This is a genomic window from Mucilaginibacter litoreus, from assembly GCF_042676805.1.
Lineage (GTDB): Bacteria > Bacteroidota > Bacteroidia > Sphingobacteriales > Sphingobacteriaceae > Mucilaginibacter > Mucilaginibacter litoreus.
Genome location: NZ_JBHTHZ010000005.1, coordinates 104,219 through 129,079 on the forward strand (window position 1 = coordinate 104,219; position 24,861 = coordinate 129,079).

20 protein-coding genes are annotated in these 24,861 nt (G+C 41.9%); 13 read left to right on the forward strand and 7 right to left on the reverse strand.

Going from position 1 to position 24,861, the window contains the following annotated elements; translation table 11 throughout:
* Positions 1-14: 14 nt before the first annotated feature.
* From nudK to ACFQZX_RS08585, 3 genes are read right to left on the reverse strand one after another with little or no spacing between them, the layout of a single operon-like run.
* On the reverse strand, positions 15-602 hold the full coding sequence (nudK, locus tag ACFQZX_RS08575) for a GDP-mannose pyrophosphatase NudK (RefSeq protein WP_377113807.1): 588 nt from the start codon (positions 600-602) through the stop codon (positions 15-17).
* Entirely contained in the window at positions 583-1,137 is a 555-nt protein-coding gene (gene rsmD / locus ACFQZX_RS08580) for a 16S rRNA (guanine(966)-N(2))-methyltransferase RsmD (RefSeq protein WP_377113810.1), read from the reverse strand. Before rsmD ends, nudK begins: the two co-directional genes overlap by 20 nt.
* On the reverse strand, positions 1,113-1,925 hold the full coding sequence (locus ACFQZX_RS08585) for a DUF3822 family protein (protein ID WP_377113812.1): 813 nt from the start codon (positions 1,923-1,925) through the stop codon (positions 1,113-1,115). Before ACFQZX_RS08585 ends, rsmD begins: the two co-directional genes overlap by 25 nt.
* A gap of 68 nt (positions 1,926-1,993) precedes the next feature.
* Here ACFQZX_RS08585 and ACFQZX_RS08590 point away from each other — a divergent pair, with 68 nt between their 5' ends.
* Positions 1,994-3,403, forward strand: coding sequence for an ATP-dependent DNA helicase (locus ACFQZX_RS08590; protein WP_377113815.1), 1,410 nt, complete (start codon positions 1,994-1,996; stop codon positions 3,401-3,403).
* Positions 3,404-3,554: 151 nt separating this feature from the next.
* On the opposite strand, the gene ACFQZX_RS08595 is transcribed toward ACFQZX_RS08590, so the two are convergent.
* Positions 3,555-4,886, reverse strand: coding sequence for a sensor histidine kinase (locus tag ACFQZX_RS08595; RefSeq protein WP_377113817.1), 1,332 nt, complete (start codon positions 4,884-4,886; stop codon positions 3,555-3,557).
* A gap of 185 nt (positions 4,887-5,071) precedes the next feature.
* On the opposite strand from ACFQZX_RS08595, the gene clpB reads away from it, so the two are divergent.
* The 7 genes from clpB to ACFQZX_RS08630 all read left to right on the forward strand — a co-directional run bounded on the left by clpB (position 5,072) and on the right by ACFQZX_RS08630 (position 14,118).
* A complete protein-coding gene (clpB, locus tag ACFQZX_RS08600; RefSeq protein ID WP_377113819.1) occupies positions 5,072-7,669 on the forward strand; it encodes an ATP-dependent chaperone ClpB in 2,598 nt (865 codons plus the stop codon).
* Positions 7,670-8,042: 373 nt separating this feature from the next.
* Positions 8,043-8,390: a phosphoribosylpyrophosphate synthetase gene (locus tag ACFQZX_RS08605; protein ID WP_377113822.1), complete on the forward strand. Its 348-nt coding sequence runs from the start codon at positions 8,043-8,045 to the stop codon at positions 8,388-8,390.
* A 438-nt stretch (positions 8,391-8,828) separates the two neighbouring features.
* Positions 8,829-9,134 (forward strand): DUF3175 domain-containing protein, encoded by a 306-nt coding sequence (locus ACFQZX_RS08610; RefSeq protein WP_377113824.1) that lies wholly within the window; start codon positions 8,829-8,831, stop codon positions 9,132-9,134.
* A gap of 127 nt (positions 9,135-9,261) precedes the next feature.
* A complete protein-coding gene (locus tag ACFQZX_RS08615; protein WP_377113827.1) occupies positions 9,262-10,542 on the forward strand; it encodes a M16 family metallopeptidase in 1,281 nt (426 codons plus the stop codon).
* Positions 10,543-10,544: 2 nt separating this feature from the next.
* Positions 10,545-11,825, forward strand: coding sequence for a M16 family metallopeptidase (locus ACFQZX_RS08620; protein WP_377113830.1), 1,281 nt, complete (start codon positions 10,545-10,547; stop codon positions 11,823-11,825).
* A gap of 139 nt (positions 11,826-11,964) precedes the next feature.
* Positions 11,965-13,434, forward strand: coding sequence for an IMP dehydrogenase (guaB, locus tag ACFQZX_RS08625; protein ID WP_377113833.1), 1,470 nt, complete (start codon positions 11,965-11,967; stop codon positions 13,432-13,434).
* Between the two features lie 99 nt (positions 13,435-13,533).
* Positions 13,534-14,118 carry an LOG family protein gene (locus ACFQZX_RS08630; RefSeq protein ID WP_377113835.1) on the forward strand — a complete coding sequence of 195 codons (585 nt, stop codon included), beginning with the start codon at positions 13,534-13,536 and terminating at the stop codon, positions 14,116-14,118.
* On the opposite strand, the gene ACFQZX_RS08635 is transcribed toward ACFQZX_RS08630, so the two are convergent.
* Positions 14,115-14,717, reverse strand: coding sequence for a hypothetical protein (locus ACFQZX_RS08635; RefSeq protein ID WP_377113837.1), 603 nt, complete (start codon positions 14,715-14,717; stop codon positions 14,115-14,117). The two genes, ACFQZX_RS08630 and ACFQZX_RS08635, sit on opposite strands and share 4 nt — an antisense overlap.
* Before the next feature lie 59 nt (positions 14,718-14,776).
* Between ACFQZX_RS08635 and ACFQZX_RS08640 the strand changes: the two genes are divergently transcribed.
* The 4 genes from ACFQZX_RS08640 (at position 14,777) to ACFQZX_RS08655 (ending at position 20,270) form a co-directional block, all read left to right on the forward strand.
* Positions 14,777-15,949 carry a dipeptidase gene (locus ACFQZX_RS08640; RefSeq protein WP_377113840.1) on the forward strand — a complete coding sequence of 391 codons (1,173 nt, stop codon included), beginning with the start codon at positions 14,777-14,779 and terminating at the stop codon, positions 15,947-15,949.
* Positions 15,950-16,055: 106 nt separating this feature from the next.
* Positions 16,056-17,012, forward strand: a complete 957-nt coding sequence (gene trxB / locus ACFQZX_RS08645) for a thioredoxin-disulfide reductase (RefSeq protein ID WP_377113843.1) — start codon at positions 16,056-16,058, stop codon at positions 17,010-17,012.
* Between the two features lie 190 nt (positions 17,013-17,202).
* Positions 17,203-19,515, forward strand: a complete 2,313-nt coding sequence (locus ACFQZX_RS08650) for a family 20 glycosylhydrolase (protein WP_377113845.1) — start codon at positions 17,203-17,205, stop codon at positions 19,513-19,515.
* An 11-nt stretch (positions 19,516-19,526) separates the two neighbouring features.
* Positions 19,527-20,270 carry a hypothetical protein gene (locus ACFQZX_RS08655; RefSeq protein ID WP_377113847.1) on the forward strand — a complete coding sequence of 248 codons (744 nt, stop codon included), beginning with the start codon at positions 19,527-19,529 and terminating at the stop codon, positions 20,268-20,270.
* 3 nt (positions 20,271-20,273) lie between these two features.
* Here the strand turns inward: ACFQZX_RS08655 and ACFQZX_RS08660 are convergent, their stop codons facing one another.
* Together ACFQZX_RS08660 and ACFQZX_RS08665 are read right to left on the reverse strand one after the other, a co-directional pair.
* Positions 20,274-21,041, reverse strand: a complete 768-nt coding sequence (locus tag ACFQZX_RS08660) for a DUF72 domain-containing protein (RefSeq protein WP_377113850.1) — start codon at positions 21,039-21,041, stop codon at positions 20,274-20,276.
* Between the two features lie 102 nt (positions 21,042-21,143).
* A complete protein-coding gene (locus ACFQZX_RS08665; RefSeq protein ID WP_377113853.1) occupies positions 21,144-22,697 on the reverse strand; it encodes a M20/M25/M40 family metallo-hydrolase in 1,554 nt (517 codons plus the stop codon).
* 98 nt (positions 22,698-22,795) lie between these two features.
* On the opposite strand from ACFQZX_RS08665, the gene ACFQZX_RS08670 reads away from it, so the two are divergent.
* Positions 22,796-24,850 carry a BatA domain-containing protein gene (locus tag ACFQZX_RS08670; protein WP_377113856.1) on the forward strand — a complete coding sequence of 685 codons (2,055 nt, stop codon included), beginning with the start codon at positions 22,796-22,798 and terminating at the stop codon, positions 24,848-24,850.
* The last annotated feature ends 11 nt before the right edge of the window (positions 24,851-24,861 follow it).

Consider the following 24,861-nt stretch of genomic DNA (forward strand, 5'->3'; position numbering starts at 1 on the left):
ATCAAAATTAGTTATTATTCAACCGCAAGCAAATTATTAATTTGTGCATACTGCAACAGCATGATAGTCTTGGCATCTTTTATTTCCCCTGTTCTGATCATTGTTAGTGCCTCGGCAAACGGTAATTCCAGCACTTCAATATTTTCTGTTTCTTCTTCCAATCCACCACCGTTGCCAACCTTCATATCATTAGTGTATGGGGCAACAAAAAAATAAAGTATCTCGGTAACAGACCCCGGCGACATATAAGCTTCAAAAACCTTTTGCACAGTTCCTATCCTGTAACCGGTTTCTTCTTCAGTTTCCTTACGTATACAATCTTCAGGGCTGTCTTTATCCAGTAAGCCTGCACAGGCTTCAATTAAGTAGCTGTCGGCATTTCCGTTTAAATATGTAGGCAGCCTGAACTGCCTGGTAAGCACCACATTTTTTGCTTCAGCGTTATAAAGTAATATTACCGAACCATTACCCCGGTCATAAGCTTCGCGTTGCTGTGCAAGCCATTCGCCGTTTTTGCCCAAAAGCTCGTAGCTGGCTTTCTTAAGCACATACCAGTTATCAGAAAGCACCGTGGTTTGCAGGTTACGAATGTGGTGGCTCATTATGATATTGAAAAAATGAAAATGAAGAATGCCCGTATTTGCGTTGCTCTGTAAATGCCGGGTGATTGCTAAGGTTTTGCATGCTCTGGTGCTCAACTATAAGTACTCCTCCGGGTTTAAGCAGTTGGCGGTCAAATATTATTTTAGGTATTTCGGGTATACGGTTAAGGTCATACGGCGGGTCGGCGAAGATCAGATCGTATTGCAACGTTTCTATTGCAAGGTATTTGAACACATCACTTTTAAATGCTTCTATCTGTGTTAACCCGTGCTGCCTGGACGCATCTTTAAGGTAATGCACACAATGTACACTGCGGTCAACACCGGTTACCTTTTCGGCGCCCCTGGATGCAAATTCCATGGCGATATTGCCTGTGCCGCTAAACAGATCGAGCACGGTAAGGCTTTCAAATTCTATCTGGTTTTGCAGAATGTTGAATAAAGCCTCTTTAGCAAGGTCTGTTGTAGGGCGTACGGGTAAATTTTTTGGCGGATTGAGCCGCAAACCTTTTAGTTTTCCTCCGATGATACGCATAACGACAAAGCAGAAAGATTGAGAATTTGATGAGGCTTTACGTCTGATGGTAAATCAAGTACAGTAACGCCATTGAGTGTTACCTCCCCAAAAAAATCTTTCAGGTAATTAAAAGAAACATCGGTTGAGTTGATTTTGCCGCTGATAAGCAGCTTTACATTTTGAGGTTTCAACTCTAATTCTGTGGCGACAAGGGCGCAAAAATAGGCCAGTTCCTCGTGATTCTTAAACGAGAAAGTATTATAGAACCGCAGTTTACTGAATTTGTAATTCACTATCGAAACAGTTTCATTACTGATATTAAGATACAATGTGTTATTACTGGGATAGTTTAACCCGATGGCTTTAATCCAGCCTGCATCAGCATTGCATAATACAGGGTTATGAAAATCATTAATGATTTGAGTTACAACCCTATCTGCTTTATAAGCAATTATATTATTATCATCTATTACCTGGAAGCCTACTTTCTCATGCTCCTGTACGTCAAGTAAACGTGCGGCATCAGTAAGCCGGCTATTATCGTACAGGCTACGGGGTAATAGAGTAAATATGTCAGATTTTAATCCCGCAATCACCAGTTTAAAATTGGCGGTTAAAATGTTGCTTAACTTTTCAGGATTTTTTAATTCGTCAGTATTGAAATTTTCACCCCAGGCCAAAAGTTGTTTATCATTAATAACCGCATAGCTAAAAGCTGTAGCATTTAGCTGTAGCAGTAAAGTATAACTATCCGCCTGGTTAAAGCTAAAATCGTGGCTGGTGTAAAGGTTTGTATTTTCGATCATGCAGTTAAGCAAAATTAATATTTTTTCTGTATTACATACATTAAGATACTTATGAGCATTTTTGTAATGTGTACGGTACAGAATATATAAGTAAGGTATTTCCGCACGAGGCAACGCCCCAGCAGCAGGAACTTTTTTTAAAGTTGCACAAATTTCTGATAAGCGAAGATGGTGATGAGTGCTTTATTTTAAAGGGCTATGCTGGTACTGGTAAAACTACAATTGTAGGCGCCCTGGTAAAAGCTTTGCCAAAATATAATTTCAGATCGGTATTGCTGGCCCCAACCGGTAGGGCGGCCAAGGTTATCACTAATTATTCGGGACGCAAGGCATTTACTATTCATAAACGCATTTACCGTAAAAAGTCAGCATTGAATGTTGATGAATCATTTATGCTGGCAGATAACATGAGCGCCAATACTTTATTTATTGTGGATGAAGCTTCAATGATATCTGATGAGTTAAGCGGAAATAACAGGGAAACCTTATTGCATGACCTGGTTAATTATGTTTATAATACCCGTAATTGCAAACTTATGCTGGTGGGCGATACAGCACAGCTACCTCCTGTTGGTGCCGAAGATAGCCCCGCTTTAGATGCCAATTTGATGAAGGGTCAGTTTGGCCTTGATATACATAGTTATGAGTTAACCGATGTTTTGAGGCAGCAAAAAGAATCGGGTATATTACTTAATGTTACCAAGGTAAGGGATATGATCAGGATAGGTAAACAGTTGATGCCGCGCATAGTAACAAAGGGTTACAAAGATGTTTACCGTATGCGGAGCGATCTGCTTGAGGAGGGGCTGAATTATGCTTATAATAAGTATGGTAATGATGGCACGCTAATAATATGCCGCAGTAACAAAAATGCCAACCTGTATAACCGGCAGATAAGGGGCCGCATTTTAATGCGCGAAGAAGAACTTACCGGCGGCGACCAATTAATGGTAGTGCGTAACAACTATTTCTGGCTTAAAGACCAGGAGGATAACAGCACCGGTTTTATTGCTAACGGTGATATAGCGCGGGTAAGAAAAGTGCGCCGCTTTGAGGAAATGTATGGCTTCAGGTTTGCCGATGTACAGCTCGAATTTACAGACTATGCAGAAGATCCGATACTGGATTGTAAGATATTACTTGATACCCTTTACTCTGATGCCCCCGCACTACAGCCTACAGACCAGAAACGTTTCTATTTAGAAGCGATGAAAGATTATGACCATATTCCTAACAAACGCGATAAACATAATGAGTTAAAACTTAACCCTTATTATAACGCGTTGCAAGTGAAATTTGCTTATGCCATAACCTGCCACAAAGCGCAGGGAGGGCAATGGGAGGCGGTTTTTGTTGATCAGGGTTACCTGACTGAAGAAATGGTAAATACCGATTTTCTAAGATGGTTTTATACCGCCTGTACCCGGGCTACCAATGAATTATATCTGGTGAATTTCAATGAAAATTTTTTTGTCTGAACTTGAATTAAAAGAATTAAAAGAATTAAAAGAATTTATGCAAATGGAAAGATTTTACCTTAATACTTAAAAAATTATTTAAATAACTATAAATCAATAATAATACATTCTGTTTAATATATAAAATTCTTTCAATTCGAGTTCAGACAACTCACACTACTTCCGGCAGCAAAACTCTAAAAACACTCCCTTCACCTTCTTTGCTTTGTGCGCTTATTTTACCATTATGGCTGTTTACTATATCCCTAACAATACTTAAACCTATTCCGGTAGATTGCTCACCACGTAAACCCGTACGCCCCGCGCCAGAAAAACGTTCGAATATGCCAGGTAGCATGTTATTGGGAATACCCATGCCATAATCCTTTATTTGAATGATAACATGCCTTTTATCTCTGTTAAGAAGAACTTCAACCTTATCCGTATCTTTTGAAAACTTTAAAGCGTTGCTGATCAGGTTATCTACCACTCTTGTAAATTTCTCTGAGTTGATAAGCGCATAGGCAGACTGAATATTGCTGATCAGTATTACACTTTGTTTCCCGCCCTGTTGTATCTTCCAGGTATTAATTATTTCCTGTAAAAAACGACTGACTTCAGTGCGCTGCATTCCCAGCCCCGTATTATCTACGTTGCGGGCGGCATCAAGCAGATCATCAATAATGGTACGGGCCTTAACACATGATTCGCGCATCATGTTCAGATTTTCCTGCGTATCTTCGTCAATATCATCCATCGCCATCATCATCGTTAATGATTCTACCGCGGCTATTGGGTTACGCAGATCATGCGCTACTGTACCTAAAACCTGGTTTTTAAAGATGTTCGCCTTTTCAATCTCAACGTTTTTCTCACGTATTTCTATGATCTGGCCATAATAGCTGGCCTTAAAGCTGAAAAAATAACGGGATGTTAAATAAAATCCAGAAAGTAAAATCGCTGATATCATTTGGTTGTACGTCATTTCGGTCGGGCCGGTCTGCGCATGATAAAGCATTATAGTAAAAAGTAGTTCTGTCCCGATAATAAGTACCAGCGTTTCATAATACTCAAAAGTAAACATCATACTTACAACACTTAAAGCTATCAGGTAAAGGGTAAGGCTGTTGCTGGGGTCGGAGGTAGATATGAAGCTGGAGTACATGCCGCATACAATGATGTACAAAGAAAAAACAAAAACAAACAATGCCATTAATGCAGTGCTGCGCCTTGTTTTGCGCATATGTAAAACCAACAAGTGGCTAACCAGATAAAATACCGGAGTAACAGTTATGAATATCCAGTTAATGAAATTAAACTCCGGAAAATTTTGTGCCTTGGTTAAGCTTTCAGGAAATACATGGTAAAGTATCCTGATAATAATGTTGAGCGTAAGAAATATCAAACTCGCGGTACGTACACTTTGCAGGTTTTGATAAGTGTAATAATTGCGATAAGGTTCTACGTACTTAGGTGCAAGTTTGGTGAAAAAATGCGTATCCACTTTTGTTTACAATTAATAAGGGGACCCAAAAGTATAAATATTTATGTTAGTATTAAATGGCAAAATAGCTGAAATAGAATAGCTTGGTTGACAAAATGACTGATAACAATGGCTTTGCCTGTCAAATAATCACATAATAGCCTGTTTACTTGTTATGGCAAACGTTTTGAACAGTAGTTATTACTATGAATTTTAACAACTTTACCATAAAAGCCCAGGAAGCTGTACAAAAAGCTTCTGAAATTGCTACCGGCAATCAGCAGCAAGCTATAGAGCCGGCGCATTTATTAAAAGGTTTATTACTGGTTGATGAAAACGTTATAAGCTACCTTTTAAAAAAACTTAACGTTAACCTTAACCGGTTAAACACAATATTGGATGAGCAGATTGCATCATTCCCAAAAGTAAGCGGAAGTAACATCTACTTATCTGCAAACGCCAACTCGGCATTACAAAAGGCACAATCATATTTAAAAGAGTTTAAAGACGAATTTGTGTCTGTAGAGCACATACTGCTTGGCATACTATCGGGTAGCGACAAAGCCGCAGGCGCATTAAAAGATGCCGGCGTTAATGAGAAAGATCTTAAAAAAGCAATAATTGATCTGCGTGGCGATAACAAAGTCACCGACCAGAATGCCGAAGCTACTTACAACGCCCTTAACAAATATGCCCGTAACCTAAACGAGTATGCAGAAAGCGGCAAATTGGATCCGGTTATTGGTCGCGACGAAGAAATACGCCGTGTGATACAGATCTTATCGCGCCGTACAAAAAATAACCCTATACTGGTTGGCGAGCCTGGCGTAGGTAAAACAGCCATAGCCGAAGGTATTGCATTCCGTATCATAAAAGGTGATGTACCTGAAAGCCTAAAAAGTAAAACGGTTTACTCGCTTGATATGGGTGCGCTTATAGCGGGTGCTAAGTACAAAGGTGAGTTTGAGGAGCGCCTGAAAGCCGTTGTAAAAGAAGTTATTCAAAGCGATGGCGAGATAGTGCTGTTTATTGATGAGATACATACGCTTGTTGGCGCCGGTGGCGGCGAAGGAGCTATGGATGCTGCAAATATTCTTAAACCGGCACTTGCCCGTGGTGAGCTCCGTTCTATTGGCGCTACTACGCTTAATGAGTATCAGAAATATGTTGAGAAGGATAAAGCACTGGAGCGCCGGTTCCAAAAAGTAATGGTTGACGAGCCCGATGCTGCCGATGCTATTTCTATTCTGCGTGGCTTAAAAGAACGTTACGAAGCTCACCATAAGGTACGTATAAAAGACGAAGCTATTATTGCCGCGGTAGAGATGTCGCAACGTTACATATCTGACAGGTTTTTACCGGATAAAGCGATTGACCTGATGGACGAGGCCGCCTCTAAACTTCGCCTGGAAATGGACTCGGTACCGGAAGCTGTCGACGAACTGGAACGTCGTATAATGCAACTGGAGATTGAGCGCGAGGCTATTAAACGCGAAAAGGACGACCATAAAGTAGCTGAGTTGAGTGAAGAGATAGCGAACCTTTCATCACAGCGAGATTCATTACGTGCCAAATGGCAGGGCGAAAAAGACCTTGTAGATGGCATTAACCAAAAGGTTGAGCAGATTGAGAATTATAAACTTGAAGCGGAACAGGCCGAACGCGCAGGGGATTACGGTAAGGTAGCCGAACTACGCTATGGTACCATTGTGCAGACCCAAAAGGAAGTAGAACAACTTAAAGCCGCACTGCAGGAAAACCAGGAAGATAGCCGTATGCTGAAAGAAGAGGTTACTGCGGATGATATTGCTGGTGTTGTATCACGGTGGACCGGTATACCTGTCAGCAAAATGATACAAAGTGAACGCGAAAAACTGTTACACCTTGAAGAAGAGCTGCACAAACGGGTAGCCGGGCAGGATGAAGCAATAGAAGCGATAAGTGACGCCATCCGCCGGAGCAGGGCAGGGTTGCAGGATAAACGTAAACCTATCGGCTCATTTATCTTCCTGGGTACAACAGGAGTGGGTAAAACCGAATTGGCAAAAGCTTTAGCCGAATACCTTTTCAATGATGAAAACTCGATGGTGCGTATTGATATGAGCGAATATCAGGAGCGTCATGCAGTATCAAGGTTGATAGGCGCCCCTCCGGGATATGTGGGTTATGATGAAGGCGGCCAGCTTACCGAGGCCGTAAGGCGTAAACCTTACAGCGTAGTTTTGCTCGATGAAATTGAAAAAGCCCATCCGGATGTATTCAATATATTATTACAGGTACTGGACGATGGCCATTTGACAGATAATAAAGGCAGGGTGGTGAATTTTAAAAACACCATCATAATCATGACCTCAAATATTGGATCAAACATTATTCAGGAAAACTTCCAGAATTTTGATGAGCAGGATAAAGAGGCAGTGATAGCTAAGACAAAAAACGACTTGTTTAATTTATTAAGGCAAACTATCCGCCCTGAGTTTTTAAACAGGATCGACGAGATCATTATGTTTACACCGCTTAGCCGCGATGAGATAACTGATATTGTGAGGCTGCAATTTAAGCAGGTACAGCAAACACTTGCCGAAATGGGTGTAACTATAGAAGCATCGGAAGAAGCGCTGGATTGGCTGGCACAATTGGGTTACGACCCGCAGTTTGGTGCACGCCCTTTAAAACGTGTGATACAAAAGAAAATACTGAACGAGCTATCTAAACAGATCCTTGCCGGTAAAGTGGATAGGGATAGCAAAATTAAGCTGGATATGTTTGATAACAATTTTGTATTTATGAATGCAGGTGAGTGATAAGCGAGAACGGGCAGGCAGCTTATAGACATGGCTATATGATTGATTAAACGCTGCCTGCGCATTTTAAATACCTTAAAATAAGAGCTGCCCCACACAAGGCAGCTCTTTTAAGTAGTTATATTAATGATCAGAATAAGTATAACGTTTGTTGAAAACCATCGTTGTAACAAAATCAACAATTAAATTATTATAAGGCCACTACTCAATAAAGTTATGGCCTTTAATTTCTATAAATTATCTGATCAATATTGTGGTTACTTACAGCGGAATCTCAAATTTAACCTTCAACTGATATATTGAGCAAAACAAGGTGGCATAGTTTTGAGTTTACCCTGTATAATCTATCACACATATAAAAAAAGCTACTACCATGAAAAATTTTGAAACATTAGTGGATGCCACTAACGATCTGACGAAAAGGGGATATACTCAAAACCTTAGCCTTGAAGGAGAAACTATCGACGATAAATCAAACGATATACATATGACTGCTGATGACTTTGAAATAGATGAATTTTATCGTTTCGAGGGGCAAAGCAATCCAGATGATATGGCTATTGTATATGGCATCAGCTCGGCCAAATATGGCATCAAAGGCATTTTAGTTAATGCTTATGGTGTATATTCTAACGATAGCTCATCGGCCATCCAGGCTAAACTTCACCATCATCAGGTGAGTGATAACCTGCATGGGTCAGACAGGCCGACGAATAACTAAGGCTTTACTTAACAGTTGGCAGTTAGCAATTGGCACGAGTAAGCCGACTGCTAACTGCTTACTGTAACTCCCTATAGTTCTTTTCCTTTAGATTGTATTACATCTGTACCACTACGCATTAAAAAACTTAACCTGGTAAGCCTGTTCTTCTTTCATCAAGTATAATTCCCGCTTTAAAGTCATCATTACTTTTGCATACCTTTTCAGGAGTTTTGCAAATCCTTCCATAGATAACCAGCTGCTCTCAAGCCAATTTGTTTGTTAAAATGGAAAGTAGGGTATTTGCTTAGGTAGGCCTGGCGCAAGGGTTTGTATATTGGCTTTGCTGGCTTCAGTACTTAATTCAAGCCGAAGCTTGTCAAGAGTAAACATCAAAAATTAAATTATTAAAAACTTTATGGGGGTAGCAAAGATTAATAGTTTATAAACCAACGTACTATGCCGGTAAAAGGTAAACACAGGAGAAACAATCATAAGTGGTCTGCCAAGGTAAATGCCACAAGTGATGCGCTCGATCTGCAAAAGGATATATTCAAATCCAAAAACCCCGGGAAGATCGCCGAATCGTTAAAAGAGTCGGCCGAGGAAAGTCATCGACGTAAAGGTTCACCTTTTCAAAGCGCGATGTCTATGCTTAATTTTTATATTAATCGCGCCGGCAAAAACCTCACAAAAACACAAAAGAAGCCGCTTGAAAATGCCAAGAATAAGCTACGCAAACTGTATGGCCGGCCACAGAAATAACAGTTCTAAGTTTCTATTTAAATGCCTGTTTATATGAGTTGATCAGATCATCCTGCCAAAACTTTACATCATTTATACAGCGCAGCTTACTAAAAATTATACATTTGCTAACCGTTAATTTATATACATGGTTAAATTTAATCGCTTTACACTCGACAATGGCCTTAGGGTGCTTGTCCACGAAGATAGTACTACTCCAATGGCGGTGCTCAATATTTTATATGACGTTGGCGCCCGTGATGAAGATCCCGAACAAACCGGATTTGCGCATTTGTTTGAGCACCTGATGTTTGGCGGCTCAATCAACATCCCTAATTACGATGGCCCTTTACAACGCGTAGGCGGCGAGAATAACGCCTTTACCAGCAACGATATCACCAATTACTACATCACCCTGCCATCAGCTAATATAGAAACAGCTTTCTGGCTGGAAAGCGATCGCATGCTTAACCTGGCTTTCAGCGAAAAAAGCCTTGAGGTGCAGCGCAACGTAGTCGTTGAAGAATTCAAACAACGTTACCTCAACCAGCCATATGGCGATGTTTGGCTTAAATTACGCCCGCTGGTTTACAAAACGCATCCATACCGTTGGGCAACTATCGGTAAAACAATCAAACACATTGAGGATGCAAAGATCGAAGATGTAAAAGCGTTCTTCAAAAAACATTATAATCCTCAGAACGCCATAATGGTAGTTGGCGGCGACGTAAGTACTGAACAGGTTAAACAGCTTGCCGAAAAATGGTTTGGCAACATATCTGCAGGTGAAAAGTACAATCGGAATTTGCCACAGGAACCGGCTCAGCGCGAGGAGCGACGAGAAACTACCAGCGGCAAGGTGCCTTTGAACGATATTTACATTGCCTTCCAGATGGAGAGCAGGCAACACCCAAGCTATTACCCGGTTGAGTTATTGTCTGATATACTCTCACGCGGCAATTCTTCGCGTTTATATAAAAGCCTTATTAAAGAGAAACAGCTATTCAGCGAAGTGCATGCTTACATTACCGGCAGCATAGATAAAGGCATGTTTGTAGTACAGGGCAAACCCCTTGAAGGAGTGACCATAGAGGCAGCAGAACAAGCATTGTGGAACGAACTGGAAGAAATCAAAGCTAATGAGATAGCTATTGATGAACTGACCAAAGTGCAAAACAAAACAGAGTCGACCATGGTGTTTGCCGAAATGTCATTATTAGATAAAGCAATGAACCTGGCTTACTATGAATTACTTGGTGACGCCAATGATTTTAACTATGAGGTAGCAAAATTTTTAGCTGTTACTCCCGCACAGATAAAAGAACAGGCCAATATACTTTTTCAAAAAGAAAACTCTTCTACTCTGGTATATCTGGCCGAAAAAACAGCCGATGTAACCGAAACCGAATTGGCAGAAACACAAAACTAACGATGATTCTTGACAGAAAAACACCGCCGGCATTTAACGGCGTAGAAAATATACGACTGATTCATCCCGAAGAAACAATGCTTTCTAACGGATGTAAACTCTTTACCTTTAATTCAGGCAGCCAGGATTTAGTGCGAATAGAATGGATTTTTAGTAATCTTCGGTTTAACGCGGATAAGCCTTTATTGAACGTTGCGGTGAATAACATGCTAAATGATGGTACTTCTACATTATCTGCCGCCCAAATTGCCGACAAAATTGATTTTTACGGTGCTTTTTTACAGGTTGACTATAGTTTTGATCATTCGCAGTTAACACTTTATACATTAACCAAACATCTTGGTGCAATATTGCCGGTTGTAAAAGAAATCTTGACCGATTCTGTATTTCCTGAAAAGGAACTTGCTACTTATAAACGTAACCAACAACAAAAATTGCAGGTGAGCCTGCAAAAGAATGATTTTGTTGCCCGCCGGTTATTTAACAAAGCATTGTTTGGTGAAACTATTTATGGGGTAGCCGCAGAGCCTGCCGATTTTGAGTCGCTTGTTCAAGAAGATATGCTTTCACATTTCAGGCAAATGTATCAACCGGCCAATTGTACAATAATTATAGCTGGTAAGGCAGGCAATGAAGTTGTAACGGCTGTTGCCAATACATTTGAAAATAGTTGGAGTGATAATAACGAATCAGCGGATATATCGCAACCTGCTACACAACCGGCTACAGAAAAGTTTATTTACCAGGAGCGGCCGGGCGCTTTACAATCGGCTATCCGTTTGGGGATGCCTATTGTACAACTCTCACATCCTGATTTTCCGGCATTACAAGTACTTAATACAGTTTTAGGCGGTTACTTTGGCTCAAGGCTGATGAGTAACATTCGTGAGGATAAAGGTTATACCTACGGCATTGGCTCAGGTATGGCTTCTTTTAAACAGGCAGCTTCATTCTTTATTGCATCAGAAGTTGGCGCCGACGTTTGTAAAGCCGCATTAACTGAAGTTGAAAAAGAAGTTACAGGATTAAAAAACGAGCTGATACCTGATGATGAACTTTCTTTAGTACGCAATTTCATGTTGGGCTCGTTATTAGGCAGTCTGGAAAATGTAATGTCTCATGCCGATAAATTTAAAAGCCTTTATTTTTCCGGCCTGGGTTATGATTATTACGATCGTTATACCGAGATCGTAAAAAATGTGACTGTTGAGCAATTACAGCAGCTTGCAAATAAATACTACAACTTCGACGATTTTTATAAAGTAATAGTAGGTAAATATTAAGTACCTAAGATTTTTAGAAGTACGATTTCAGATTTATCAAGAAACTGTAAGGTTTATCAAATCTGAAATCGTAATTCGTAAATCCAAAATAAAAGACTATCTTTGCCCGGCAAATAATAACTCCAAATAATTATTTGCTATGCAGTTAGACCCATCAAAATTTGTCGCCGAAGGATTAACTTATGACGACGTACTTTTACTCCCCGCATACTCTGAAGTACTACCACGCGAAGTAGATACCAGTTCATTTTTAACGAAAAAGATAAGGGTTAAAATACCTTTGATATCGGCAGCAATGGATACTGTTACCGAATCAAAACTGGCTATTGCCATTGCACAGAATGGTGGTATTGGCATGCTGCATAAAAACATGAGCATACAGCGCCAGGCCGACGAAGTACGCAAAGTAAAACGTTCAGAAAGTGGGATGATACAGGAGCCGGTAACGCTGCATGAGGCTGCTACTGTAGGCGATGCCTTAAAGATCATGAAAGAATATCACATTGGTGGTATTCCGGTGGTTGATAACGAGGGTAAATTGAAGGGAATCCTGACTAATCGCGACCTGCGTTTCCAGAAAGACATGAAAATGCCTATCGACGGCATAATGACCAAAGAAAACCTGATAACCGCGGTAAAGGGAACTACGCTTGGCCAGGCTGAAGAAATACTGCAGGAGCATAAAATAGAAAAGTTGCCGGTTGTTGATGGAGACGGTATGCTGATCGGTCTGATCACCTTTAAAGATATTCAGAAATTTAAGAATTACCCTGATGCCTGTAAAGACGAGCATGGCCGTTTACGTGTAGGCGCTGCTGTTGGCGTTACCGCCGATACCATGGAGAGGGTAGATGCGCTTGTAAAAGCAGGTGTAGATGTAATAGCGATAGATACTGCTCACGGTCATTCAAGGGGGGTTATTAACCAGGTAAAAGCGGTAAAAGAAAAATATCCTGATCTGCAGGTTATTGCAGGAAATGTTGCTACCGGTGATGCCGCTAAAGCACTTGCTGAAGCAGGCGCCGATGCTGTTAAAGTAGGTATTGGCCCGGGTTCTATCTGTACTACACGTATTATTGCCGGTGTAGGTGTTCCACAATTATATGCGGTTTATGAATGCGCCAAAGCGCTCGAAGGAACCGGTATACCGGTAATTGCCGATGGTGGTATTAAGCATACCGGCGATATAGCGAAGGCTATAGCTGCAGGAGCAAGCACGGTAATGGCAGGTTCACTGTTCGCAGGGGTTGAAGAATCGCCCGGTGAAAGCATTATTTATGAAGGCCGCAGGTTTAAATCATACCGTGGGATGGGATCTATAGAGGCTATGGAGCAGGGTTCAAAAGACCGGTACTTCCAGGATGTAGAAGATGATATTAAAAAATTGGTACCTGAAGGTATAGTTGGCCGCGTTCCTTACAAGGGTATGCTTGCAGAAGTGATCTACCAGTTTGTTGGCGGTTTACGTGCCAGCATGGGTTACTGCGGTGCAAAAGATATTACCACGTTGCAAAAAGCGAGATTTGTACGTATCACTACGGCCGGTATGCGCGAGAGCCATCCGCACGATATCACAATAACTAAAGAAGCACCTAATTATTCAAGATAAGTAATTAGTGAATGGTTGATTAAGTGAGTAGTTTTACTTTTCATTTAATCAACCATTTTTTTTAACAACCATTTTCCACTCACCTAATCAACTACTCACTTGAAAAGTATTTGCGTTTTCTGTGGCGCCAACTTTAATGGCAATCCTGTCCTTCAACAAGCAATAGAACAACTGGCAGAGATATTTGTAGCAAAGCAGATCAAACTTGTTTACGGAGGGGGTAAGGTAGGTGTTATGGGCTTGCTTGCCGATGCTGTACTTGGTCGCGGCGGAGAAGTAATTGGCGTTATTCCTCAATTCTTAATGGATAAAGAAGTTGGGCATACCGGCATTACGGAGTTGCACGTGGTAGACAATATGCACCAGCGTAAACAGTTGATGAACGATCTGAGTGATGGTATTATTATGCTTCCTGGTGGTTTTGGCACGCTTGAGGAATTTTTTGAAGTACTGACCTGGCTGCAACTTGGCTTGCATAACCATCCCGTAGGGATTTTAAACGTAAACGGCTTTTACGATAGTTTGCTTATGCAAATGGATGTTATGGTTGAGCAACGTTTCCTGAAGCCGGCCAACCGGCAACTGGTATTAACCTCGGCCGATGCGATTGAACTGGTTGACCTGATGGAGAAAATCGACATTAAACCGGATGAAGTTTGGTTTAAAGACCGCAACCTTACTTAACGGCTGTCGGTATTAGTTTGCCGTACATACATCCTAATGCGGTGTGTAGGCATTATGCTTACAATACCGTTATTTACTTGTTTGTTAGACAGGGCGATATACATCTCTACTTCAATTCCATTTTTAACAAAAATATCCTTTCTTTTGAACCTCCCGGTTTCAATTAATGAAGTATTATCCAAAGAGCCGGTAGTTTCCGGGTTGCCAAAATCAGCGCTAACTTTAGCCAATAAGGCTTTGTATCTACTAATATACTGCTCCAGCTTAGCCGCCGGTTGTTTAACCGCCTGTGCATCTTTAGCGAAATTTGCCTCGTCCCACTCATATAAAATATAATTGATGGTAGAGTCTTGCACGTTCGGGAAATAATAAACCAACAGATCGGGTACATTAGCCTCTGCACGACGGTAAACTACAGGTTGGGCTACATCCGGAGGGTTAATGTAATGTGCAGATAGCGTAGTGATCTTTCCTTTTGCTGACTTTTCAAAGCCTTTTACATAACTGAGATTTTTTCCTTTGATATCAAATATAAATTGGGCGAATGATGCCTTGCAAATAAATAAAAGGAATACTAAAGCGAATAACTTACGCATCATGGCACAAAGGTATGATATTGTACTGCCATATAAATGCAGTAAATTACTAACTTAACAGCATGAAAACGCTTTTATTGTCCTTATTCATATTGTTATCCACAGTAACTTTTGCTCAGCAGGCAAATAAAATCCACAATAAAGCCATATTAGTTGATACTCATAACGATGCTTTATCCAACGAGTTAATAACAGGTGTGGATCTGGCCAAGTTGCAGGCCGATGGTAATTTCGATCTTGTTCGTGCTAAGCAGGGCGGTTTAGATGTACAGGTATTCTCAGTATGGTGCGGCGAGCAGCATGCCGATAAAGACGCTTATGCCTTCGCTAACCGGGAGATTGATTCATTGTATGCGCTTATACAGCGAAATCCAGACAAAATAGCAGTGGTTACTGAAAAGTCGGGCTTAAAAAAGGCGGTTAAACAAGGCAAGCTTGCAGCGATGATAGGGGTGGAAGGTGGTCACATGATTGAGAACAGGCTGGACTATATCGATAGCCTTGCCAAGCGTGGAATGATCTATTTAACGCTGACCTGGAATAACAGCACCACCTGGGCTACCTCTGCCCGAGATGAGACTTTAAGAGGCGACTCGTTACCACATAAAGGCTTGACTGATTTTGGGAAACAGGTTATAAAGAAACTGAACGACCTGGGGGTGATGATAGACCTTTCGCACCCCGGCGAACAAACATTTAAGGATGTAATGGCGCTGACCAAAAAGCCTGTCATCGCATCGCATAGCTGCGCTTATGCATTGGCTCCGCATCGCCGTAACTTAAAAGACTACCAGTTAAAAGCCATTGCAAAAAATGGTGGCGTAGTATTCTTAAACTTTTACAGTGGTTTTCTGGATAGCACTTATGAAGCTAAGCATGAAGCGTACCTGAAACGGCATGAAACACAGCTCGATTCACTTATTAAGATTTATAATGATTACGATCTGGCAAGCATTCGCCTGAATGCTATCAATAAAACCGAGGCCGACCAAATGCGGCCGCCATTGAGCTTGCTAATTAAGCATATCGACTATATGGTAAAGCTGATGGGGGTTGATCATGTAGGCATAGGGTCTGATTTTGATGGCGCCGAATCTTACCCCTTGGGTTTGGACAGTGTTACCGATTATGCAAAAATAACTGCTGAATTGCTCAAATTGGGCTATAGTGAAAAAGATATTAAAAAGATTTTAGGAGATAATTTTTTGAGGGTTTTAAAGGCAAACAGAGGTTAGAACCTGTGATTGTTAACATAGTACATAGTAACGTTAATAAGTTTTACTAAGGCTTGACCTTCGTTTTTTTACTTTTTGTTAAATTCGCATCTTATTTAAGAAATACATGTCACAAGATACCGAACACGTTAAATGTTTAATTATAGGATCAGGCCCTGCGGGGTATACCGCGGCGATTTATGCTTCACGTGCCGATCTTAAACCTGTTATGTACACCGGTATGCTTGCCGGTGGGCAGCTTACCCAAACTACCGAAGTAGAGAACTTTCCGGGTTACCCAAATGGTATTATGGGGCCGGAGATGATGGAAGATTTTCGTAAACAGGCTGAGCGCCTGGGTACCGATATCCGGTTTGGTTACGTAAGCGCTGTTGATTTCTCTTCATTGCCGCACAAAGTAACCGTTGACGAAAGCAAAACTATTCTTGCTGATACGGTAATTATTTCAACCGGTGCTTCTGCAAAATGGCTGGGTTTGGAGTCTGAACAAAAATACAGTGGCTTTGGTGTATCAGCCTGCGCGGTATGTGATGGTTTCTTTTTCAAGGGACAGGACGTGGCTATAGTAGGAGCTGGCGATACAGCGGCAGAAGAAGCTACTTACCTGGCAAAAATGTGTAATAAGGTTTACATGATCGTTCGCCGCGATGAGTTTCGCGCGTCGAAAGCAATGGTACACCGCGTATTGAACACACCAAATATTGAAGTGCTTTACAATACCGAAACCTTAGAAATAATGGGTGATGGCATGAGTGTGAATGGTGTAAAAGTGATAAATAATCAAACAAACGAGGATACCGTGCTTGATGTTACCGGTTTTTTTGTTGCCATTGGCCATAAACCTAATACTGATGTTTTTCGCGGCTGGATAAACATGGATGAAACAGGATATATTATTACCCGCCCTGGCTCTACAGAAACCAATGTAGAAGGCGTATTTTGCTGTGGCGACGCACAGGATCATATTTACCGCCAGGCGGTAACAGCAGCAGGTACAGGTTGTATGGCTGCTATTGATGCGGAGCGTTACCTGGCAGCTAAAGAGCACGTGGTAACTGCGTAAATTTAAATAGCGACTCGGTACTAAGCGTATTAAGAATATCAAAGGCGCCGGGTATAGCGTCCTTATAAAGGCAGATCTGCATTAACAGATCTGCCTTTTGTGTTTAAACGTGTAATTTTTAGGTGATAATAGCTCATTATTTTCAAATAATGTTAATTTCACGGCTCTTATAACCAATAGTCGTCAAATTATGAATTTGAAGCGTATAGCTCTATTATCTGCTCTTTTATTTGTTTGCTCGTTAACCAAAGCCCAGGATACCGACCCTTATGCAGGTATCATACCGGCGCCCGTTTCATTAAAGAAGAATGCCGGTGAGTTTATACTGAGCCAGGAAACAAAAATACAGGCTGATACACCGGACAATAAAGCTGTAAAGTTCTTTTCATCATACCTGGCCGATAAAATGGCTTACAATAAACAAGTAGCTTTACGTAATGCCAGTGTGAGCACAACTACTATTTATTTAACATCCACAGGTACCGAAAACCTGCCTGCTGAGGGTTATCGTTTAACCATTACTCCAAAACAAGTTACAGTTGCCGGTAAAGGCGCTGGTTTGTTTTATGGCATCCAAACGCTGATACAACTAATCCCTTCCGAACGCGCCGCTACCGCTAAATTACCTTGTGTACAGATAGAAGATTACCCGCGTTTTGGTTATCGTGGGATGATGCTTGATGTTTGCCGCCACTTTTTTACGGTAGAGTTTGTAAAGCGATATATCGACCTGATGGCAGCCTACAAGCTGAATACTTTTCACTGGCACTTAACCGACGACCAGGGATGGCGCATTGAGATCAAGAAATATCCCAAGCTTACTTCGGTAGGTAGCTTTCGTAAAGAAAGCGTGATAGGCAACTATAAAGATCGCCAGCCATTACAATACGATGGGGTGCCGGTGTCTGGTTACTACACTCAGGACCAGATACGGGACGTTATTAAATATGCTTCTGAGCGTTACGTTACTATCGTGCCCGAAATTGAAATGCCAGGCCACGCATTGGCCGCTTTGGCTTCTTATCCCGAATTAAGCTGCGACCCAAGCCAGAAATATGAAGTAACCGGTAAATGGGGCGTATTTAATAATATCTTTTGCCCATCAGAACAAACATTTAGCTTTCTGCAGGATGTACTTACAGAGGTTATTGATCTGTTCCCGAGCAAATATATCCATATTGGGGGTGATGAAGCTCCAAAAGAGGTTTGGAAGCGATCTAAATATTGCCAGGATCTGATCAAACGTCTTAAACTTAAAGATGAGCACGGCCTGCAAAGTTACTTTGTACAGCGCATGGAAAAATTTGTTAACAGCAAAGGCCGCAGCATTATCGGCTGGGATGAGATTTTGGAAGGCGGACTGGCACCTAACGCCACCGTAATGAGCTGGAGAGGTGAACAAGGTGGTATTGAAGCTGCTAAACAACATCACGATGTGATCATGACCCCAAGCAGCCAGGCACTGTATTTTGACCATGCTCAAGGCAAAATTAATCAGGAGCCTGTAGGCATAGGTGGCAATGCGCCAATCCAGAAAACCTATGCTTATAACCCAACACCCGCCGCTTTAACGCCCGATCAGCAAAAATACATCAAAGGCGTGCAAGCTAACCTTTGGACAGAGTATATCACTACTGAAAACAAGGTAGAGTATATGATACTTCCGCGCATGCTGGCATTATCAGAAGTAGCCTGGACACCGCTATCCAACAAAAACTTTAAAGACTTTTACGAAACCCGCATGCCCGAACACCTGGCATGGCTTGATAAAGAAGGCTATAACTTCCGGGTGCCGCCAGCAATAGGGGCGACCGATACGGTGATGATCGGCTCTGCCATGACGGTGAATTTAAAATCGCCGGTAAAAGGTGCTAAAATATATTACACCATAGACGGTTATACACCGCGCGAAACGGAATTGTTATACACCAAACCGATGACCTATACTGTTCCGCTGAACGAGTACCGGGATCTGAAAACCATTGTTATCACACCCGCGGGCCGCCGAAGCGTGATCACCGCTGCAAAGGTGTTTAATAAAAACCCGTTGCCCCCGGTTTCTTACAATGGTACATCGCAAGGCTTAAAATACCAGGTATCAGAAGGTACTTATGTAAATACCACCCAGATCAATCCGGCTGCGGTTATAGATACCGGTGTGGCAAAAAGTTTCAGCACCGCACTAAGCGCATTCAAAAAAACGTTTGATAAATACGGTGTTGTCTTTAATGGTTATTTGCGTGCAGATGTTGATGGAAATTATGGCTTCTCAACAGCTTCATCCAACGGATCGGTATTACTGATTGACGATGTACCAATTGTTGACAATGATGGCCGCACCGGTCAGGTTGAGCAGCAAGGTGTTATACCGTTGCAAAGAGGTTTCCATAGGATAACTATCAAGTATGTGGATGCCAATTCATCTGCAAGCGGCCTGCGGGTTTATATGACCATACCGGCCAAGCCCAAAGGTGAAATTTCGCCGGACATGATGTACTACTGATTAATTTAAATATGTTTAAAGGTAACTATTGGTTGATAGCTGCGGCATGTACCCTAATTACAGCCTGCAGCAGTAATGATCAAAAACCTGCTGTAGCAGTTAAGCCTGCAAAAGCCGTGCTGATGGCCCCTTTCAGGTATCATAAAGCCATTGAGGTATCTCCTGGCCAAACGTATGATATTGTGAGTTGGGGCAGGGGGGCTACTGATGCAGGGGCCTTTGCTATATTGCATTCCGACTCGGCAGCTATTAAGTATACAACTACCACCGGCGATCTGGATGGCAGTATCAGCGACGTTTATAATGCCGATATGGATAATGATGGTAATCCAGAGATACTTATCCAATCCAAAGGAAAAGACACGGTTAATTATTCTAAAATTTACGCCTTTGAGTTTAATGGCAGCCAGGCAAATAAGCTCGATTTCCCTAAACTTACTTCTTCGCAACGCAAAGGATATCGTGGTAATGATAATTTTTATATACGCGAAGGCAAACTGATACGTGAATTCCCAATTTATGATAGTAATGACTCAACAGCTAAACAAACAGGTGCTAAGCGCCAGTTAGAATACAGCCTTCGTAGTAATAGTTTTTCTGTTAAGCAATTAAGTAAGGATTCTACTGATAATAAAAACACCGCTGCTGCACAACAGGCAAAGCAAGCCGAACCTGAAAAGAAGCAAACCGTTTCCAAGTCAAAAAAGCGCAGGCAAACAGAAAGCAGAAGAAAGCGTCGCAGAAGAAGAGGATAACCGCTATTTAAACAGGCCTGCTGTTTCTGTTACTTGATGTTCTGGTTTGGTTAAGCCCACCATTTCCATCATTTCTTTTGCATTGTAAATGGCATGGGTTTCCACATCGTTATTGAAATAGAACCACGCTTGCTTAATTTTGTGGTTTGCTTTAACTGCGTTCACAATATCTTGTAATTCTTTAGTGGAATATCGTGAGCGATACAATTGCTCCAGGCCATGAAACCTGTAATAAATAACCGGCGTGTTCTGTATGATATCCTGCGGCAGGGTAGGATGGCTCATGCCACTGAAAGCAATATTATGATCGGCTAAGCTTTTATATACATCGTCCCGCCACCAGCTGCTGTGCCGTGGCTCAAGCACATTGTTAAATGCCGGATTTAAAGCGTTAATTATCTTCTCCAGCTTTTCCTCAGTGTAATTATAGCTTGGCGGTATCTGAAAAAGCACTGGCCCAAGTTTGTCCTGTAAGCCTTCGCCAATGGTATCATAAAAACTGCTAAGTAACTCAAACGAATTGGTGAACTTTTTATAATGCGTTATAGCTCTTGGCGCCTTCACAGCAAATCTGAACTCCGGTGGAGATTTCTTGTACCAGGTTTGCAAAAACGAGAGTTGCGGAAAGCGGTAAAATGTAACGTTCAGCTCCAGTGTGCTAAAGTGCTGCGTATAAAAATCGAACCATTTTGTCATGGCAAGCTTTTCAGGATAAAATGTACCCCGCCAGTGTTTGTAATGAAAACCCGAGCAGCCGATATGCCATTCCATATTTCAATAAGAACTGGCACCGTACTTTTGTTTCCAAAAAATACCAAACAAAAAACCCGGCTGTTCGTGCCGGGTCTTTTGTTTGGTAAGTAAACGCAGTGCCTACAATCCGTCGAAAGCAAATATTTCTTTTGTTAGCGGTTTACGTGGCAGCATGTCTTTTTCCACACTGGTTTGATAAACAAATGATGCAATAATAATGGCTGCCTGTTTCAGGTCTTCAATCTGAAGGTGGTCGTAGTTATCCTGGTTACTGTGATGCGTTTTTGTTTCGTAATCAATAGGATCCTGTATAAACTGGAAGCCCGGAATGCCTGCCCAGTCGAAAGAAAGGTGGTCTGTAGAGCCGGTGTTTTTATCTGTAACGGTTTTAGCGCCTAAATCGTTAAACGGAGCAAACCATTTTTCAAAAATCGGCATCACCGCCTTATTATTCTGAGTAAATATACCGCGGATCTTACCGGTACCATTATCTAAGTTATAGTAAGCCGATACTTTTGCCTGTTCGGGCTTAAGTTTATAATCGGTACCCATAAAATGGTTTTTAGCATAACCATAAGAGCCATATACGCCCTGCTCTTCGCCGCCCCACAAGGCAATGCGTATGGTGCGTTTTGGCTTTAGGCCTAATGAGTCAAGCAGACGGACAGCTTCCATCATTACAATACATCCGGCGGCGTTATCCGTAGCGCCGGTAGCCGCTTGCCATGAGTCGAGGTGGCCACCAAGCATTACCAGTTGCGATTTTAATTTGGAGTCGGTACCCGGTATTTCGCCCACTACGTTATAACCCTTAGTATCATCTGTAGAGGTCTTAGCCTGTATATTTATCGCAAGTTCTACAGGGTGGCCGCTTTCAATAAGGCGTTTTATCTTCTGCCCATCCTCATAAGCCATGGTTAATTTAGGGACGGTTTCAGGTGCTGTAAGCTTATGCGCGCCATGCTCCTGTACAAACACAGCGCCATTGTTGTTGCTGGCCTGCGCGCCGATCATGCCCAGTGCGCCCGCCTGCTTAACCAGCTGATCAACTTTTGCAAATATTTTAAAGTAACCTGCGTAGCTTTCAATTTCTTTGTGGGTTACCATGTAGGTATCGGTCATCTTAGCCAGTTCGTCATCAGTTAAACGTTTGGCAAGTGGTTTAAAATTTACCAGCTTGTTGGCACCGCTACTGGTAGCTACCAAAATAAACTTTCCTTTAAAGTCATTCAAGTGTTGAGCCATGTAAACAGTATCCATGGCCTGCGCGGGTGTTATCAGGGTGACTTGCCCTTGCTGTAAGCCGTTGGTGCTGGCGCTCCATGGGTTAGGATAAGCCATAACCGGCTGCATGTATGGGGTTTTCATTACAATGCTGAAATCCTGCAGGTCCCACTGCTTGCCAAACTCGCCCCATGGTTCCATGGCAGCGTTTTTAAGGCCCCATTTGTTCATGGTTTCAACCGCCCAGGTGGCAGCACGTTTATAACCAGGGGAGCCGGTAAGGCGCGGGCCTGATACCTCTGTAAGATAATGGGCAATTTGAGGGATCTGCGAGCTGCTCATTTCCGCCTTGCGTATACGGTTAAAAACCGCGGTATCCGGCAATTGGGCAAAAGCAGTTACGCTGCCAAGCAAGCCGGCGGCAATTAGTTTAAAAGTTAGGTTTTTCATCTATTTTGGGTGCAGTTAAGTTTGTTTCTAAAATAAGTTATTAGGGGCATATTCACAAACAGGCTTAAATTATCCGCATTAATTTGCAAATTTGTTTAATGCATTTTGTTTACCCCGCTTTCCTGTTTGCGTTGGTTTCACTGGCAATACCCGTTATCATTCACCTGTTTAATTTCAGGAGGTACAAGAAGGTATATTTCAGTAATGTGCAGTTCTTAAAAGAGGTGGAAGAACAGCAGGCGGGTCGGCGTAATTTAAAAGATCGCCTGGTACTTTTAGCACGGTTACTTACACTTTTATTTTTGATACTGGCTTTTGCAAAACCACTTATAAGCAGTAATGATGCAGCCAGTGCGGGCAAACAGCATATCATCAGTATTTTTGTAGATAACAGTTACAGTATGCAATCCCTAAACCGGGAAGGCCCGCTGCTTGATCAGGCTAAGCAAAGGGCCAGGCAAATAGCCGCTGCATATAATGTAAACGACAGGTTTCAACTGCTTACACAGGATTTTGAAGGCAAACATCAGCGTTTATTAAATCGGGATGAATTTAATAGCGCTGTTGATGAGATAAAGATCAGCGCCCAAAGTCGGCATATAGACCAGATTGTTTCGAGGCAGCAAAGCTTACTCGGTGAAAGGGCCGATGCTGTAAAACAAAGCTATATCATATCTGATTTTCAAAAAAACATAGGCGTTAAAACTCCTCTTGATGTTGTAACAGGTACGGTTAACCTTGTCAGGTTGGCCGCTAACAAAGCACCTAATGTAACTGTCGATTCCGCCTGGCTTGTTAATGCAGTACACCGCCCCGGCCAAACAGAAAAATTAGTGGTAAAACTGGTCAATTACGCCGATAAACCAGCGGATAAAGTGCCGCTTAAGCTCACCATCAATGGCGTGCAAAAAGCTGTTGCCGGTTTCAGCATCGGGGCACATTCATCACAAACAGATACGCTTACTTTTTCTGGCTTGCAGGCAGGTTGGCAACGCGGTATGATCGAACTGCAGGATAATCCGGTGGTATTTGATAATCAATTTTATTTTTCATTTAAAACTGCCGGCCAGTTACCTGTTTTGCTTATCAACGGCGGTGAACCAAACAAATATCTCGGTGCTGTATTCGCCACCGATGGGTTTTTTAAAACCACTCAGGTACCATACGGTAATGTAAATTATACCGGTCTTGGCAGTTATCCCTTAGTTGTTTTAAGCGATGTAAAAAGCATTTCAGCTGGTTTAGCCCAGCAATTAAGAGATTATGCAGGCAAAGGCGGCACTTTGATCATCTTTCCGGCCGATAATGCTGATCTAAGCAGTTATCAGTCATTACTACAGCCGATGGGTGCTGCTTCCCCTCAAAAACGAATAACAGAAGCAACAAAGGTTTCATCGTTGAATATGCAAAGCAAGGTATTCAGCGATATTTTTGAGGCGCAGCCACAAAACCCCGATCTGCCCATTGTAAAAAAGTATTATCAACTGAGTAGCGCAAGCAACGGCGAGTATTTAATGAAACTGCAGAACGGACAGCCATTTTTATCGTCGTTTAAATATAAAAAAGGTAAAGTTTATACCTCGGCCGTTGCGCTTAGCGAAGATTACAGTAACCTGGTAGCACATGCCTTGTTTGTGCCCATCATGTTAAAAGTTGCCCTGTTGAGCGGGCAGGAGCAGCCTGTGTTTTATACCATAGGTAAAAACACTGCAATTGAAACAGTGCCTTTACAAGCCACAGAGAAAGAACTTGTAAAACTGGTAAGGAACAACGAAGTGATTATTCCGGAAGTAAGGCAGCAGGATGGAAGCACTGAACTTTATTTTCCTGATCAGTTGATAGGGCCCGGCCTATACAACCTGAAACAGCAGGATAGTACTGCAGCCGTACTGGCTTTTAATGATGATAAAAGCGAGTCGGACTTGACTTATTTAAGCAGTGCTGAGCTTGATAAAATGGTTGGTAAACATTCGCGGCAACTTAACGGCGAAAAGTTAACTGCAAGCGCCATTGGTACGGCTGCAAATTCGGGCATCCAATTATGGAAACTTTGTATAATTTTGGCGTTGGTATTTTTGGCTGCTGAAATTTTGCTGATAAGATATTTTAAGATAGCAGATAGAAGCGTTTTAAAGCCAATTGATGTTAGCTAAACCCACCTATA